Source organism: Alistipes sp. CAG:268 (assembly GCA_000434235.1).
In the GTDB taxonomy this organism is placed as follows: domain Bacteria; phylum Bacteroidota; class Bacteroidia; order Bacteroidales; family Rikenellaceae; genus Alistipes; species Alistipes avistercoris.
Map to the genome: position 1 here is coordinate 35150 of FR891986.1, position 16502 is coordinate 51651.

A 16502-nucleotide genomic window follows, 5' to 3' on the forward strand; every position below is an offset into this window, starting at 1 on the left:
GCAGATGGCAGATAAAATCAGATTGTTGCCCGAGGTGGTCGCCAATCAGATCGCCGCGGGTGAGGTGGTCAATCGCCCCTCGTCGGTGGTCAAGGAGATGATGGAGAACGCCATCGACGCCGGGGCCGCTTCGGTGAAGGTCAATTTCCGCGATGGAGGCCGCGAGCTGATCCAGATCGTCGATGACGGTTGCGGCATGTCGCCCATCGACGCGCGCATGGCCTTCGACCGCCATGCCACAAGCAAGATCCGCGACGTGGAGGACATCTATGCCCTCCATACGTTCGGTTTCCGCGGCGAGGCGCTGGCCTCGATCGCCGCCGTGGCACAGGTCGAGCTCCGCACGAGGCAGGCCGACGACGAGATGGGCACCCAAACCGAGATCAACGGCGGGCAGTTCGCCGGGCAGCGTCCCGTGATGTGCCCCGTCGGCTCGCAGTTCTTCGTGCGCAACCTCTTCTACAACGTTCCAGCCCGCCGCCGGTTCCTGGACAAGAGCACGACCTCGGCGGCGCAGATCAAGAGCGAGTTCCAGCGGGTCGCGCTGTGCAATCCGCAGATCGCCTTCGAGCTCTATGCCAACGATGCCCCGGTCTATTCGCTTCCGGCCTCTTCTCTGGCCGGCCGCATCGTCGATGTGGTCGGACGGCACATCAAGCAGAACCTGCTGGAGGTGGGGGCCGAGACCTCGATCGCCTCGATTGCGGGATTCATCGGCCGGCCAGCCGCGGCCAAGAAACGCAACACGGAGCAGTATCTCTTCGTCAATGGGCGCTATTTCAAGAGCACCTACCTCACGAGTGCCGTGATGAAGGCCTACGAGAAGCTTATTCCCGTCAATGCACAGCCCTCCTATTTCCTCTACCTCAGTATCGATCCCGGACGGATCGACGTCAATGTCCATCCGCAGAAGACCGAGGTGAAGTTTGCCGACGAGGAGGCCGTGTGGCAGATCGTCCATGCCGCCGTACGCGAGACGCTGGCCAAGACGGGAGCGGTGCCCCTGATGGATTTCGACAGCGAGGGGCAGGTCGATATCCCCGTCCTGCAGCGCGGGGTCGTCTACAACGAGCCGAAGGCCATGTCCAACAACGACTACAATCCTTTCCGTGAGGAGTATATCGACCCTTCGGCCCCCGATCCGAATGTCGATTTCACGGGATTCGACGTCCCGTGGAGCGATCCGGCCGAGGCCATGGGAGGCGGGAGCCTCTCCGATGCCGCCGCTCCGGCGATGCGGACCCCGACGGTGCCGCCGTCGGTCCGTCCGCTGGATCCGGCTCCGGTGCCCCGTATCCCGACTGTCCGTCCGACTGCGGCGTGGGGCGGCGCTGTCGGTGACGGTGAGGCGTTCGACGACATCGCTTCGGATGCTTCGTTCGACGGCGGCTGCCTGTCCGTTCCGTCGGGCGGTGAGGCCGGTGAGGAGTTCACCGACATCGTATCGGGCGGTGAGTTCGGCGAGAGTTCGCTCGATTTCGTCTCTTCGGATGATGCGGAGTGCACGCAGAGCCGCCTTGAGGTCGGTGCGCATCCGGAGTTTTCCGACCCCCTGTCGTTGGGAGGAGGGCTTCTTGCGGCGCTGCTCGACGGCCGTTTCGTCGTTGTGGACATTCGCCGGGCCCGGGAGCGGATCCTCTATGAGGAGTACCTCCGCATGGCCGGCTGTTCGACGGCCGTGAGCCAGCAGCTGCTCTTCCCCGAGCGGCTGGTGCTCTCGGCCGAGGAGTACGACCTGCTGGAGGAGCACGCTGTGGAATTTGCTTCGCTGGGCTTCGACATCGAGTGCTGCGGTGCGGGGGCCGTCGAGGTGAAGGGCACCCCGGCCGACCTCCCGGCCGATGCGATCGACTCGATGATCTACGACCTGCTGCAGGCCTTCTCGACCCCCGTGCCGCTTGCCGACGTGCGGCGCGAACGCATCGCCTCCGTCATGGCCCGCAGCGGTGCCCGCACCGCTCCGCGGAGTCTGGGCCGCGAGGAGGCCGAGTCCCTGCTGGCGCAGCTCGCCGCGACGGGCAACGTCAGCTTCTCGCCCTCGGGCAAAGCCATCCTTGTCGAAATCACGCCCGAAGAGTTGCGCGCCAAACTGGGATAATTCGGTGAAAAAAACGTACATTTACAGAAATTTCAAACGTCCATGAATCCGTATTTTCAGACGCCTCCGGTTGTCAAGAACCTGATTATCATAAATGTATTGGCCTATATGGCCACGGCGCTGCTGCCCGTCGGCGACCAGATCTACCGCCTGTTCGCCCTCTCGGTCGGGGCTCCGGAGTTTCTGGGCATGGAGTTCCACTCCTACCAGTTCATCACCTACATGTTCCTGCACGCCAATTTCGAGCACATCTTCTTCAACATGTTCGGTCTGTGGATGTTCGGGCGCACGCTGGAGTACGAACTGGGCTCGAAGCGCTTCCTCATCTACTACATGGTCTGCGGCATCGGTGCGGCGCTGATCCAGGTCGCCACGGCCTGGCTGGCCGGCGAACTGCCAATCCAGCTTGTCGGCGCGTCGGGTGCCGTGATGGGTTTGCTGCTCGCCTTCGGCGTCATGCACCCCAATGCCGTCATCATGCTGCTCATCCCGCCGATTCCGTTGAAGGCCAAATGGTTCGTCATCATCTATGGCGTGATCGAACTCTTCCTCGGCTGGACCGGTTACGGCGGCAATGTGGCCCACTTCGCCCACGTGGGCGGCATGCTGTGGGGCTACCTGCTGCTGCAGTGGTGGAAGCGTAACGGTGCGATCCGGTTCTGACAGCCATGAGCGACAACGCATACTACGACGGTTACGGTTCGCGCGGCCCGAGGAAGGGGCGCCGGAGAGGGGTGCTGCGGCTGCTCGACGCACTGCTCACGCTCTGCTCGCTGGCGGTGGGGGCGGTGATGGTCGTCACCTATTTCGTACCCTATGTCAATCCGGGGCGGGTGTGGTTCCTGCCCGTGCTGGGGCTGGCCGCTCCGGCCGTCTACGTGGCGGCCGTGGTGCTGATGCTCTACTGGGTGATCCGCTGGCGGCGCGTGCAGGCGCTCACGATGCTGGCGGTCGTCTTCATCGGCCTCTTCGACGTGTCGCTCTTCTGGCGGCCCGAGATCCGGCGCACCTACGGCGAGGTCTCCGACCGCGGGACCTTCGAGTTCATGTCCTACAACGTCCGCGGCTTCTACGGTGAGGATGGCCAGAGCAGTGTGGACAGCGTCGTGCAGCTGATCGAACGGCTCGATCCCGATATCGTCTGCCTGCAGGAGTTCAACGGCCGTCTGGCAGACCGCTCGGAGTGTTTCCGTATCCTCTCCGACTCCTATGAGAGCGCCCGTTTCGGGCAGACTTCGGCTCCCGACTCGCTTGTCGGGGCCTCGATGATTATCCTGAGCAAATACCGCATCCTGCGCTCGGCTACCGTTCTGTCGCCTCATTCGGCGGTCTGGGCCGACGTGCTGATCGACGACGATACGGTCAGGGTCTTCAACAACCACCTTCGCTCGACGGCCATCAATGCCGACGACAACGACTTCATCACCTCCCGCATCCTCTCCGATACGGCCCGTGAGGTGAAGATCCGCAGTATCGTGAGCCGCCTGCGCGAGAACAGCGAGCTTCGGGCCTATCAGGTGGACAGCATTGCTGCGGTGATCGAGGCTACGCGGACTCCGCGGATCGTCTGCGGCGACTTCAACGACACCCCCGTGTCGTATGTCTACCGCCGGATGGCTGCCGGACTCGACGATGCCTTCAGCGACTGCGGTTCGGGCTATTCGTATACCTACCGCGGTTTCTTCAACATGCTGCGCATCGATTTCGTGCTCACCTCGCCCGAGTTCCGGGCCGTGGTCTACGAGGTTCCCGAAGTGACCTTCTCGGACCACCTGCCCGTTGTCGTGCGTCTGAAACGCACGCCGCGCAAGTAGGGCGGCGGACCCGAAGTTGTCCCCGAGAAAAAAATGTCCGGCAGACCGAGATGGCCTGCCGGACATTTTTCGTTTTCGATCAGTCGCGCTACTCCGTGATCTTCTTGCGCGGATGCACCATGTTCTCGGGACGCAGGATCTTGTTGAGCTCCTCCTCGTCCATGAGCTTGTGCTCGAGCACCAGGTCGTAGATGCCCTTTCCGCTCTGCAGGGCCTCCTTGGCCAACATCGTCGAGGTTTCGTAGCCCAGATAGGGGTTGAGGGCCGTGACCAGACCGATGCTGTTGTAGACCATGCGGCGGCACACCTCCGGGTTGGCCGTGATGCCGACGATGCACTTCTCGCGCAGCGTATTCATGGCATTGACCAGCATCTCGATGTTCTCGAAGAGCGAGAGGACGATGATCGGCTCCATGACGTTGAGCTCGAGCTGTCCGGCTTCGGAGGCCAGCGTGATGGCCAGGTCGTTGCCGATGACGCGGAAGGCCACCTGATTGACCACCTCGGGAATGACCGGATTGACCTTTCCGGGCATGATCGACGATCCCGGCTGGCGCGGCGGGAGGTTGATCTCGTTGAGTCCGCAGCGCGGGCCCGACGAGAGCAGGCGCAGGTCGTTGCAGATCTTCGACAGTTTCACGGCCAGACGCTTGAGGGCCGACGAGTTCATGATGAAGGCACCCGTGTCGCTCGTCGCCTCGATCATGTTGGCGGCTTTGGTCAGGGGCAGGCCCGTGATCTCGCGCAGGTGCTTGGTGCAGAGCTCCGCATAGTCCGGGTCGGCGTTGATGCCCGTACCGATGGCCGTGGCACCCATGTTGATCTCGTAGAAGAGCCGCATGTTGGTCTTCAGACGGTCGATCTCCTCGGTCAGCGTTGCGGCGTAGGCCTCGAACTCCTGCCCGAGGGTCATCGGCACGGCGTCCTGCAGCTGCGTGCGGCCCATCTTGATGATGTCGGCAAACTCCTCGCCCTTGGCGTGGAATGCGGCGATGAGCTCCTGCAGCGACGTCACGGCGCTGTCGATGCTCCGGGCCAGTGCGATGCGCACGGCCGTCGGGTAGGCGTCGTTGGTCGATTGCGAGAGATTGACGTGGTTGTTCGGGTGGCAGTAGCTGTATTCGCCCTTGTGGTGGCCGAGCAGTTCGAGCGCCCGGTTGGCAATCACCTCGTTGGCGTTCATGTTCGTCGATGTGCCGGCGCCTCCCTGTACCATGTCCACGACGAACTGTTCGTTGAACCGGTCTTCACGCAGCTCTTCGCATGCCCGGGTGATCGCGTCGGCGATCGCCGGATCGAGCAGCCCCAGGTCGCGGTTGGCGGCTGCAGCCCCCTGCTTCACGTCAGCCAGCGCGTGGATCAGGCGCGGAAAGAAGTTGAGCCGTACGCGGCTGATGTGGAAGTTCTCCACGGCCCGCATGGTCTGAACACCGAAGTAATACTCTTCGGGAATCTCCATTTCTCCGAGCAGATCGTGCTCACGGCGCGTTTTGCCCGACAGTTTGATCTCCGTAAAATCCATAGTTTCGTTAATTTTTTGATGTTCGTCTTACAAATATAGCATTTTTCCCGAGATTTGGTTATAGAAAAAAACTTTCTATCTTTGTATTTGCATTCCCCGGCGACGATTCCGGGGCGTGCGACGTTGCAAAACAGAAAACAGTTCAAAAAACCATGATTTTCGATTCTCTGAAGAACAGCGGACTCTACTGTTCGCTTCATCCGCGTCTTGCGCGGGCGTTCGAGCTGATCGGCTCGACCGACTGGACGGCTGTCGAGCCGGGCATCCACGAACTCGACGGCCGCGACATCTACGTGAACGTGATGGATGTCGATCTGAAGCGCAAGCCGGATGCCAAGCTGGAGGTCCACAACGAGTACATCGACATCCAGGTGCTCATCTCCGGACGCGAGGAGTCGTTCGGGTGGAGCGAGCGCCGGAACCTGCGTAAGCCCCTTGCCGAGTTCGATGCCGGAAACGACATCCAGCTCTTCGACGACGAGCCTCAGACCTACTATACGGTGCGTCCGGGGCAGTTTACGATGCTTCTGCCCGAGGACGGGCATGCCCCGATGGTGGGCGAGGGCCACATCCGCAAGATCATCGTCAAGGTGCGCCGCTGATCCGGGCCTCCGCAAGGTCTCTGAAAGCCGGGATTTTCCCGGCTTTTTTCGGTTTCTTCAGGACAATAATTCCGCCAGTCCTGCGTTTCGTTTCCAACCAAAATCTCAAATCGATGAAACGATTCTTCATCCTCTGTTTTGTCTTGGGGAACCTCGCCCTGCCGCTTTGTGCACAGCTGCCTGAGCGACCCGTTGCTTCCGGCCTGGAACTTGAGGCGGTCGGCCCGGGTGATCCCTCCGCCTTGGCGATGCGCGAGTCGCAGCGGCTGCAACAGGCTCTCGGACTCAATGACAAACAAACCCGTAAGGTCTACAAACTTTTTTATGCACATTTCAAGGCGCAGATGCCACAGACCGGAAGGTTCGGCGCTCCTCGAGGTATGGGCGGCGGCCCGGGTATGGAACCCGGCATGGGCCCGGTCGGTCCCGGCAGGATGGTCGGACATCCCGGAGCTCCCGATGGAATCGAACGTGGCGGACATCCGCAGTTTGCCGGAGCAAAGGATGCCGCGAAGGAGCGTGAGGCATGGCGCCAGACGCAGGAGAAAAAGTTCCGCAAGATCTTTACTGAGACTCAGTTTGCGGCCTGGAAAAAGTTGGAAACACTTCCGGCTGCGCCGCATCGCAGAACTTCGGAAGACCCGGTTCGCCCCGGAGAAGGCTCGGCAGAGTGAAAAACTCGGGATCCAAACAAGATCCCGAGTTTTTTGTCCCCGGAGGCGGAGTGCGGGTTGTCAGGCCGCAACGGCCGAGCGTTGGGGACGGCGCAGGATGAAACGGATGCTGCCCCACGAACAGAGGGCGCAGACGACGAAGACCGTTCCCGTCGAGAGGAGCGTGTCACCCAGGCCGACCAGCGGCGAGACGATGCCGCCGAAGGCGAATCCCAAGGCGCCGAGCAGTGCCGAGGCCGTGCCGGCGTGTTCGCGTGTGCAGTCCATGGCCAGTGTGGTGGAGGTGGTGAAGGTCAGCCCCATGCAGAAAAGCAGGGCGAAAAGCAGCGCTTCGTAGATCCAGAAACTGCAGCCCGAGGCCAGTGCGGCGGCTTCGGCTATGGCGAAGACGATCATGCCGATGCATCCGGTCAGCGTGCCCTGTTCCGGACGGCGGAAGCGCACCGCTGCCGCTGCCGCCACCCCGATCGCCACGGCATTGGCGGCGAAGCAGAGGCTGAAGCCGAAGGCCGAGAATCCGTAGTGCTCCTGCGTGATGAAGGGCGAGGAGGCGATGTAGGCGAACAGCACGCCTTGTGCGAAGCCGAACTGGAGCACGTAGCCTACGAACCGGCGGTTGCGGAGCACGCTGCCAAAGCCGTGGAGAATGTCGTGCCAGGCCACGGAGCTGCGGCGTTCGGCGGGGAGGGTCTCGCGGTAGCGCCAGCTTCCGGCAAGCAGGACGAGGCCCAGGATCAGCAGGATGCAGAAGATGCCCTGCCACCCGATTCGGTCGGTCAGGGCTCCGCCGATGATCGGGGCCGTGACGGGTGCCACGCCGTTGATTGCGCCGATCACGGCCAGCATGCGCCCCAGTTCGGCCCCCGAGAACTTGTCGGTGGCTACCGAACGCGAGATGACGATGCCGCCCGATGCGGCCACCCCCTGGATGAACCGCATGGTGACGAACTGTTCGATGCTGTGCGCCGCGATGCAGAGTACGGTCGATACCAGGAAGAGCGCCATGGCTGCGAGCAGCGGCCTGCGGCGGCCGTATTTGTCGCTCAACGGGCCGAAGAAGAGCTGTCCGACGGCCAGTCCGATCATGCTGGTCGTCAGTCCCATCTGGACCATCGACGACGAAGTGGCGAAGAATCCCGCCATCGAAGGGAGCGTCGGCAGGTACATGTCCGTGACGAAGGGGCCGAAGGCCGTGAGCATGCCCAGCAGGATCAGCAGAAAGAGTCGCGAATTGTCGTGTTGCATGTGTCTTATCCGTTTTTGAACGTTGCAAATGTACTCCGGATTTTCCGCCTTTGATTGGTCATTTGCGACAGCAGATCGTTCATTTTCGGCTGTTGAATAGCCGAAAAATCCCGAAGTCACCGACTTCGGGATGAATCTTTGCAGGGCCTGCGACCCTTGTCGCCCTGTTTTTCGTGCGAAGTTCCGCGTCTTTCGACTCTGCCTTCTGCGACCGTTTACTTGCCGATGCCCCGGTAGCGGAACCCGGCCGCCAGCACCTCCTGCTTGTCGAAGATGTTGCGCCCGTCGATGATTGCGTCTCCGCGCATCGTCTGGCGCAGGCGCGGCCAGTCGGGCATGCGGAACTCCTTCCATTCGGTCAGGAGCACCACGGCATCGGCCCCTTCGGCCGCCTCGTACATCGTGCGGGCGCAGGTCACTCCCTGGCCGGGCAGCATGCGGCGGCACTCCTCCATCGCTGCGGGGTCGTAGACCGTGACCTCGGCTCCGGCCTCGAGCAGACGGCCGATGACCACCAGCGACGTTGCCTTGCGCATGTCGTCGGTCTCGGGCTTGAAGGCCAATCCCCAGATGGCGATGCGGCGGCCGCGCAGGTCGCCCAGCAGCTCGGCGAGTTTCCGCACGGGCACCACCTTCTGCGCCTCGTTCACCCGCTCGACAGCCTCGATGACCTGCATCGTGTAACCGTGTTCGCGGCCCGTGTGGGCCAGGGCCTGTACGTCCTTCGGGAAGCACGAGCCCCCGTATCCGCACCCGGGGTAGAGGAACTTGTTGCCGATGCGGACGTCCGAGCCGATCCCCTTGCGGACCATCTCGACGTCGGCGCCCACCAGGTCGCAGAGGTTGGCAATGTCGTTCATGAAGGAGATGCGGGTGGCCAGCATGGCGTTGGCGGCGTATTTGGTCATCTCGGCCGATGCGATGTCCATGAACATCACCCGGAAGTTGTTGATCAGGAAGGGGCGGTAGAGCCGGGCCATGAGCTGGCGGGCCCGTTCGCTGTCGGTCCCGACCACCACGCGGTCGGGCGACATGAAGTCCTTGATGGCCGAGCCCTCCTTGAGGAATTCGGGGTTGGCGGCCACGTCGAACGGGATGTCGGCCCCGCGGCTGCGGAGCTCTCCGGAGACGATCTCGCGCACCCGGCGCGCCGTACCTACGGGCACCGTGCTCTTCGTTACGAGCAGCGTGTAGCGGCTGATGTGGCGGCCGAACGTGCGGGCTACCTCCTCGACATGGCGCAGATCGGCCGCCCCATCCTCGCCGGGCGGGGTTCCGACGGCCGTGAAGACCACCTCCACGCGGTCCAGGCAGGCGGCCAGGTCGGTGGTGAAGTGCAGCCGTCCGGCGTCGAAATTCCGCCGCACGAGCTCCTCCAGCCCCGGTTCGTATATCGGAATCCGGCCTGCGTTCAGCGCCTCGATCTTCGCCCGGTCCGTATCCACGCACGTGATGTCGAGTCCCATCTCCGCAAAGCAGGCACCCGATACCAGCCCCACGTAGCCCGTTCCGACGATTGCGATCTTCATCATGGCTGCCGGCGGTTTGTCAGACGTTGCCGTTCATGGCGGCGGCTACGGCCTCGGCCAGCTGGCGGCAAGGCTCGCCGTTGGCTGTCGAGTAGCCCTGTTTCATCTCCACGGGCGGGCATACCGGCTCCCATTTCACGCGCTCGGTGAACTCCTTCATGCGGCGCACGGCGGCTCCCGCCCAGGTGAACGAACCGAAATAGGCGAAGCGCCGCTGCGGGATGCAGCGTGCCTCGATGCGGCGCAGCAGCTGCTCGACGGGCGGGAAGAGCTCGCCGTTGTAGGTCGGGCTGCCGACGATGAGCGTGTCGTAGCGGAAGACATCGCGCAGCACCACCGACGGATCGGCATACGAGAGGTTGTAGACCCGGATCTGCCGGATACCCTGCTCGGCCAGCTCGCGCGCGATGCGCTCGGCCATCTGCTCCGTGTTGCCGTACATCGAGCCGTAGGCGATCACGGCGCCCGGCTCCCCTTCGTAGCGGCTCATCCGGTCGTAGAGTGCTACCACCTCGCCGATACGCTCCTGCCATACGGGGCCGTGCGTCGGGCAGATCGTGCGGATCTCAAGCCCTCCGACCTTCTGCAGGGCCTTCTGTACCGGGGCCCCGTATTTGCCGACGATGCAGGCGTAGTAGCGCCGCATCTCGTCCCAGTAGCGGTCCACCTCGACCTCCGAGTCGGTGATGCCCCCGTCGAGCGCCCCGAACGTGCCGAAGGCGTCGCCCGAGAAGATTACCCCTTCGGCGGCATACCACGTGACCATCGTCTCGGGCCAGTGGACCATCGGAATCAGGTGGAACGTGAGGAGCTTTCCGGCCCCCAGGTCGAGCGTGTCGCCCTCCTTGACCTCGAGCGTACCGGCATCGATGCCGTAGTATCCGCCGATCATCTGGAGCGTCTTGGCGTTTCCGACGATCTTCAGGTCCGGGTAGCGCAGGCGCAGGGCTGCGATCGATGACGAGTGGTCGGGTTCCATATGGTTTACGACGAGGTAGTCGATCTTGCGGTCGCCGATCACCTCGCGGATGTTCTCGAACAGGCGGCTGCCGAACGACTCCTCGACGGTGTCGATCAGGGCGACCTGCTCGCCGACTACCAGGTAGGAGTTGTACGAAACGCCGATCGGGAGGGGCCAGAGGCCTTCGAAACGGGTCGTCGTGCGGTCATTGACGCCGACATAGTGGATGCCGGGCCGGATTTCAGTAATAGCCATATCGTGAATCGTTTTGGTTTCCGGGGCGAAATTACGAAAAAAAATGCAGACCGCGCCCATTTTCCGCAGCGATCCGGCCCGTCGGTCGGTCCGGAGACAACCTTTGGGGACCGACATCGGTTGTGGCTGTTTGGGCGGAGCCGCAGATTGCTTCGGTGGCTCATGCGTCTGTTTGGCGGCAAAAAGGAGCGGCGCCTCATGCAGAGGCGCCGTTCCGGAATCCTTGTGGACCGACCTCAGGGCCGGACCTTCGTTTTTCTGACGTTCGGATTATTCCATGCTGGCCGAGCCGTCGTGCAGGGTCATGGTTTCAGCGATGTGTTCATTGGGGTTGTTGAAACTGCCCTGGCCGCAGTAATAGTGGAATTCGAAGTGGAATCCGCGCTCTCCGTCCCAGTAGCAGGGGAAGTCTTCATATGTGAGGCCATTTTGATACGACGGCAGGTCGGAAACATAAACCGCTCCATAGTTTGCGTTATCAGCAACCTGCTGCGGCGAGACGGTCACGACATTGTACTCCTTGCCCTCGATGGTGACCTTCTTGTCGGGATTGATCGTGAAGATCACGTTGTAGGTTCCCTCGCCCCAGTTGGTCATGCGGAATACGGTCGTACCGGCCGCACGCTCGATGACGACACTGTTGTCGTCTCCGACCCAATAGCCGTTGTAGGAGTAGTCGGCGGTCTGTGCGATGGGCTTGCCGTCGGCTCCCTTCACGTAGTCGGCTTCGGTCAGGTCGGTCGAGAGCAGCTTCGTCGGATCGGAGAGGATGTAGAGCGGCTCCCACTGCAGGGCCAGGGCCGTCGATACGGTCGTTTCGGCGTATTTCGACTTGATGGCGAGGTTCGAATCCTCCAGGCTGCCGCCGTTTGCAACGGCGATCTTCACCGAGTAGGTCGCTCCTTTGGCCGGTTCTCCACATTGTATACCGTGATGGGAATCATTACGGAGTACTGGCCGTTCTTGAATTCGGCCGTTTTCGGGATGTCGAAGAATTCGGCAGCGTCTTCCGGAATCGTGGGCGTAAGCTCCACCGTGAAGTCGCCCTGTGCATTCTGGCGGTAGATGGCCACCTCAATCGTCTGATCACCCGTTGACGAGGCATCGAACTCCTGCAAGATGGCTTTCTGGACGAAGTAGGCCGTGTTGGCGGCTTCGGCCGAGGGGTCGAACTTCGTGGCGATCTGGTCCTGGTCGCATCCGATCGCCGTCAGCGCCAGGCTCGCTGCCAAAAGTGTTCTGATGATATTTTTCATGGTTTTTGTACTTGTATTGTTTGGTAGTCCGTTTCTGACGATTAGTTGGCCGTGTCACCGATGGGGTTCTGTACGGCGTTCGGGTTGCCGTCGATCTCCACCTGCGGCAGCATCAGCACCCATGCGTAGGAACCGGGCGATTGCGTGTCGTGGTTGTTCAGCAGCGAAGCCGGGTCGAAATCGGGGTTGTCCGCAGCATCGGTCTCGACGCGCTTGAAGCCCTGGCCCAGACGCTTGATGTCGAAGATGCGGCCGAACTCGCCCCACAGCTCGATACGGCGCTGTACGAGGATCTCCTCCAGCAGCGACTGCGGGGCCTGCTTGGCACCGGCGCTTCCGAGCGTCAGACCTCCTTCGTCATACGTTTTGCCCGACAGCTCACACTTGTATGAGGGGTCGCGCAGGGCCATCAGTTTGGTCAGGTAGTTCTTGGCCTCGGGGTCGTTGCCGGCGTGGCAGTAGGCCTCGGCAGCGGTCAGCAGCATCTCCTCGGCACGCATGTAGATGTAGTCACCCAGCCACGTGTTGCCCTGGAACTTGAACTTCACCTGGCAATACTTGATCGCCTGTCCCGTAGCCTGATACTGCGAGTTGTCGAAGTTACCGAGCCACCATGCACGGCGTCCGTCCTCTGCGCCCATGCGGTTCCACAACCACGATGTGCAGCAACGGCGGGCTTTCTGGGCATAACCGTCGTGGTCGGCATCCATCTGCGACTGGTAGGAGGCGTACATACTGTAGTTGTCCGGAGTCTTGATCTCACCCCACATGACGTTCGACAGGGCCGTGATGTCGTTCATTCCCGACTTGAGCTGGGAGATGTCGAGCGGCTGGTTCGGACCCTTCAGCGCCTCCTCGGCTGCCATATAGGCATCCTCCCATTTGTGCATGGCCAGAGCCACGCGGGCCTTGATGCCGTTGGCCACGTAGTAGTCCACCTGGGTCTTGTTCGATCGCGTGACGCCGGCCTTGTTGGCTTCGTCGAGCAGGCCGATACCCGTCGTCAGGTCGGGGTAGATGACCTCTTCGTAGACCTGCTTGTTCGTCGAGCGGGGTGCGCCCTTCGTGGCCGAGGTCGTAGGCTCGGTGTAGACCGGAACACAGAGGTCTTCCGGATAGTAGTAGTAGGCGCGGGCGTAGAACTGGGCCAGCATGTGGTAGCAGAACGCACGCAGCGTGTAGGCCTGTCCGAGGACGAACTTGCCCTCGTTTGTTGCAGAGAGCAGTTCGGCCGAAGCGATCAGGCTGTTGCACGAGTTGATGGTCGTATAGTAGCAGTTCCACTCCGTGTAGCACTGCAGACGCGAGTCGTCGTACCAGTTCTTCACGTTGTAGGAGAAGGTCTGCCACATCCAGCCGCTGCCTGCTCCCGAGAGGATGTAGTCCTCACCGAGCGCATCGGCCGTGAGGTAGCTCGACGTGATGCCGAAGCCCACGCCCGAGCTCACGCCGTTGGTCCAGGCCCAGGCACCCAGACCCGAAAGGGCTCCGGTCAGTGCCGACGTGGCGTTTTCGACGTCTCCATAGACGACGTCGGGCTTCACCGCGTTCGAGGGAAATGTTTCGAGTGCGTCCTTCGCGCAGGAGAACGAGAGGGAGGCGATGACGCCCAACATTAATATCTTTTTCATATACAGAATCTCCGTTTATAAGTTAGAACTTGATGTCCAGACCTGCGACGAAGCTGCGCGACGGCGTGTAGACGTACGACGTGCTTCCGGTCAGCGAGTAGGTCGGGTTCATACCCTTCAGGTGTGTGAAGAGCGCGAGGTTGTCCATCGAGCAGTAGACACGCACGTGCTTCATGCCGATGTAGCTGGCTGCCTTCTGCGGGATCGTATAGCCGATCGTGATGTTCTTGATGGCGAAGTACGAGGCATCCACCAGGAAGCGGTCCGAGGTGATGCTGCTCGTGCCGACCTCCACGCGCGGAACGTCCGTGATGTCGCCCGGTTTCTGCCATGCGCGCGTCAGGTGCGAGTGGTAGGTCTGGCCGTAGTAGAACGGGTTCATGGCGCCTGCGTAGATGTAGTCGAGCACCTTGCCGCCGATCGAGTAGGTCGTCAGGATCGAGAAGTCGATGCCTTTCCACTGGAGGTTCGTGCCGATGCTTCCGAACAGGTCGGGGATGCGGCTGCCCATCAGGTAGCGGCTGCTCGTGGCCTTGCCCGTGTCGGAGGTGATGTACTCGTTGGTGATGTTGCCCTTGTCATCCGTGTCGTAGGCCCAGTAGAGCGCGGCTCCGGTTGCCGGATCCACACCTGCGAACTTGGGCAGGTAGAACGTATTGACGGGCAGGCCCTCGCGGATGATCGTCGAGCCGCCGATGATCTCCTTGGCCTCGGGCGTCAGCTTGAGCACCTTGTTGTTCTGCGTCGATGCCATGACGGTCACGTCCCAGCGGAAGTCGGGGCGGTTCACCAGCACGCCGTTGAGCGAGATCTCCCAACCCGTATTGCGCATCTCGCCGATGTTGTCGAGGTACGACTCGAAACCGGTCGAGAAGGCCATCGGGCGCTCCATGATCATGTCCGTCGTCTTGCGGTTGTAGTACTCGATCGTGGCGTTGAGGCGGTTGCCGAAGAGCGTGGCCTCGATACCTACGTTGAAGTTGCCGTTCTTCTCCCACGTCAGTTCGGGATTCTCGAGCTGTGCGATCGAGAAGCCGTAGTCGGTACCCGTCGAGGTGATGCTGTAATAGCCCTGCCAGCCGTAATAGGTGTCGATATTTTCATTACCTTGTACACCATAGGAGGCCTTCAGCGTCAGGTTGTTGATCCAGTGGATGTCGCGCATGAACTCCTCCTGCGAGATGCGCCACGAAGCGCCGACCGACCAGAAGTGTCCCCAGCGGTGATCGGGGGCGAAGCGCGACGAACCGTCGGTACGCCAGCTGCCGTCGATGTAGTACTTGTTGTCGAAACCGTAGTTCAGACGGGCGAAGTAGGATTCGATGGTGTGGCGGTCGGTCTGCGAACGGGTGTCGTTGATCGAGGCGCCGACAACTTCGTAGATGCCGCTCACCAGACCCGAACGCGAACCGGTCAGGTAGTTCTGCTCGTAATCGTAGTACTCGTGGCCGAGCAGGGCGCTGATCTCGTGCTTCTCGTTGAACGTCCGGTTGTAGGTAACCAGCTGGTTGAACGTGTAGGACATGTAGCGGTAGTTGTTCTTCTCGATCAGACCGCCGTTCGATGCCTGGTTGCCGAAGTACGGATTGTAATACGACATGTTGTTCGACGTGCGGTAATCGACACCGAAGTTGAGCGTGGCCTTGAGGCCCTTGAGCCAGCCGGCCTTGTCGTCGTCGCTGCCGAAGGTGAGATAGGTGCGGGCCGAGAGGCTCTCGGTGGTGTTCGACGTCGGGTCGTCGTAGAAGCCGGCGATGCAGTTTGTGTTGGAGTCCTGCGGACGGGCCGAACCGTAGTCGAACTGCTTCTTGCCGTTTTCGTCGAGCAGCAGGGCGCCCGTCTCGGCATCACGCATGTAGACCGGGTAGATCGGGGCCATCAGCTGGGCCGAGTAGAAGACGTTCGAGTTGGCCGATCCGGTGTAGCGGTTCGAGTTGCTCTTCGAGTGCGAGAAGTTGGCGTTCATGCCGCCGGCGAACCAGTGGCGGGGCGTCGTGTCGTAGCTGACGCGGCCGGTGTAGCGCTGGAAGTTGGTGGTCTTCAGCACACCGTTCTCGTCGAGGTAGCTCAGCGACATGCTTCCGCGGTGGATGCTGTTACCGCCCGATACCGAAGCCTGGTACTCCTGACGGAAAGCCGCGTTGTCGGTGACTTCGTCGATCCAACTCTCGTTGTAGGCCGACTTGGCATCGGCACGCACTTTGCCCGTGGCGGGATCTACGAGTTCTGCCCACGAGTAGTTCTTGAAGGGGTTGTATCCGGCACCCAGCGTACCCGACAGACGCGACGATGCGTAGGTGCGGGCGGCTGCGTCGCTGTAACCCGAAGTGAAATAGGCCGAGTTGTAGAGCGACTGCCAGGTGAGCTCGATGAACTCGCGCTGATTAACCAGATCGTAGTTGGGAATGGCACGCGACGAAACGCCGAGCGTTGCCTTGAACGACACCTCGGTGTCGCCGTCACGGCCGCGCTTGGTATTGATCACGATGACACCGTTGGCACCGCGGGCTCCATAGAGGGCGCCGGCCGAGGCGTCCTTGAGCACGGTGATCGACTCGATGTCCTCGGGGTTGATCGAGCTGATCGTACCCGAGTAGGCGATACCGTCCACGACATAGAGCGGCGAGGAACTGGCGTTGAGCGAACCGAAACCGCGGATGGCGATCGTGGCGTCCGAGCCGGGCTGTCCGGTTCCGGAGGTGGTCTGCACGCCGGTCACCTGGCCCTCAAGGGCCTTCGATACGTTGGCAACGACACGTTTCTCGAGGTTTTCAGACTTGATGACGGCGGCCGATCCGGTGAAGGACTCCTTCTTGGCCGTACCGTAGGCCACCACGATCACATCGTCGATGTCCTGCGTGTCCTCGCCCAGATGGATCGTGAGCGACGTCTTGCCGCCGACGGCAACCTTCTGC

At 61.7% G+C, this 16502-nt stretch carries 13 protein-coding genes; 5 read left to right on the plus strand and 8 right to left on the minus strand.

Annotated elements, in window-relative coordinates:
• Positions 1-4 precede the first annotated feature (4 nt).
• From mutL to QZL63_RS03735, 3 genes are read left to right on the plus strand one after another with little or no spacing between them, the layout of a single operon-like run.
• Positions 5-2098 carry a DNA mismatch repair endonuclease MutL gene (gene mutL, locus QZL63_RS03725; protein ID WP_022307988.1) on the plus strand — a complete coding sequence of 698 codons (2094 nt, stop codon included), beginning with the start codon at positions 5-7 and terminating at the stop codon, positions 2096-2098.
• 42 nt (positions 2099-2140) lie between these two features.
• Positions 2141-2761, plus strand: a complete 621-nt coding sequence (locus tag QZL63_RS03730) for a rhomboid family intramembrane serine protease (protein ID WP_022307989.1) — start codon at positions 2141-2143, stop codon at positions 2759-2761.
• A 5-nt stretch (positions 2762-2766) separates the two neighbouring features.
• The gene (locus tag QZL63_RS03735) at positions 2767-3912 is read left to right on the plus strand and encodes an endonuclease/exonuclease/phosphatase family protein (RefSeq protein WP_022307990.1); all 1146 of its coding nucleotides are present in this window, start codon (positions 2767-2769) and stop codon (positions 3910-3912) included.
• Positions 3913-4000: 88 nt separating this feature from the next.
• On the opposite strand, the gene aspA is transcribed toward QZL63_RS03735, so the two are convergent.
• Positions 4001-5434 (minus strand): aspartate ammonia-lyase, encoded by a 1434-nt coding sequence (aspA, locus tag QZL63_RS03740; protein WP_022307991.1) that lies wholly within the window; start codon positions 5432-5434, stop codon positions 4001-4003.
• 152 nt (positions 5435-5586) lie between these two features.
• Between aspA and QZL63_RS03745 the strand changes: the two genes are divergently transcribed.
• Together QZL63_RS03745 and QZL63_RS03750 are read left to right on the plus strand one after the other, a co-directional pair.
• The gene (locus QZL63_RS03745; protein WP_022307992.1) at positions 5587-6036 is read left to right on the plus strand and encodes a YhcH/YjgK/YiaL family protein; all 450 of its coding nucleotides are present in this window, start codon (positions 5587-5589) and stop codon (positions 6034-6036) included.
• A 113-nt stretch (positions 6037-6149) separates the two neighbouring features.
• Positions 6150-6710 (plus strand): hypothetical protein, encoded by a 561-nt coding sequence (locus QZL63_RS03750; RefSeq protein WP_022307993.1) that lies wholly within the window; start codon positions 6150-6152, stop codon positions 6708-6710.
• A gap of 60 nt (positions 6711-6770) precedes the next feature.
• On the opposite strand, the gene QZL63_RS03755 is transcribed toward QZL63_RS03750, so the two are convergent.
• From QZL63_RS03755 to QZL63_RS03785, 7 genes are all read right to left on the minus strand, one after another.
• Positions 6771-7955: a multidrug effflux MFS transporter gene (locus QZL63_RS03755; RefSeq protein ID WP_022307994.1), complete on the minus strand. Its 1185-nt coding sequence runs from the start codon at positions 7953-7955 to the stop codon at positions 6771-6773.
• A gap of 215 nt (positions 7956-8170) precedes the next feature.
• On the minus strand, positions 8171-9484 hold the full coding sequence (locus QZL63_RS03760; protein WP_290585914.1) for a UDP-glucose dehydrogenase family protein: 1314 nt from the start codon (positions 9482-9484) through the stop codon (positions 8171-8173).
• Positions 9485-9503: 19 nt separating this feature from the next.
• Positions 9504-10700 (minus strand): FprA family A-type flavoprotein, encoded by a 1197-nt coding sequence (locus QZL63_RS03765; protein ID WP_022307996.1) that lies wholly within the window; start codon positions 10698-10700, stop codon positions 9504-9506.
• A 270-nt stretch (positions 10701-10970) separates the two neighbouring features.
• Positions 10971-11588 carry a hypothetical protein gene (locus tag QZL63_RS03770; protein ID WP_022307997.1) on the minus strand — a complete coding sequence of 206 codons (618 nt, stop codon included), beginning with the start codon at positions 11586-11588 and terminating at the stop codon, positions 10971-10973.
• Positions 11585-11956: a hypothetical protein gene (locus tag QZL63_RS03775; protein WP_022307998.1), complete on the minus strand. Its 372-nt coding sequence runs from the start codon at positions 11954-11956 to the stop codon at positions 11585-11587. Before QZL63_RS03775 ends, QZL63_RS03770 begins: the two co-directional genes overlap by 4 nt.
• 41 nt (positions 11957-11997) lie before the next feature.
• Complete coding sequence (locus QZL63_RS03780; RefSeq protein ID WP_022307999.1) at positions 11998-13587, minus strand: RagB/SusD family nutrient uptake outer membrane protein; 1590 nt, start codon at positions 13585-13587, stop codon at positions 11998-12000.
• A gap of 22 nt (positions 13588-13609) precedes the next feature.
• Positions 13610-16502, minus strand: a 2893-nt coding sequence (locus tag QZL63_RS03785; RefSeq protein WP_290585911.1) for a SusC/RagA family TonB-linked outer membrane protein, incomplete at its 5' end; no start/stop codon positions are given.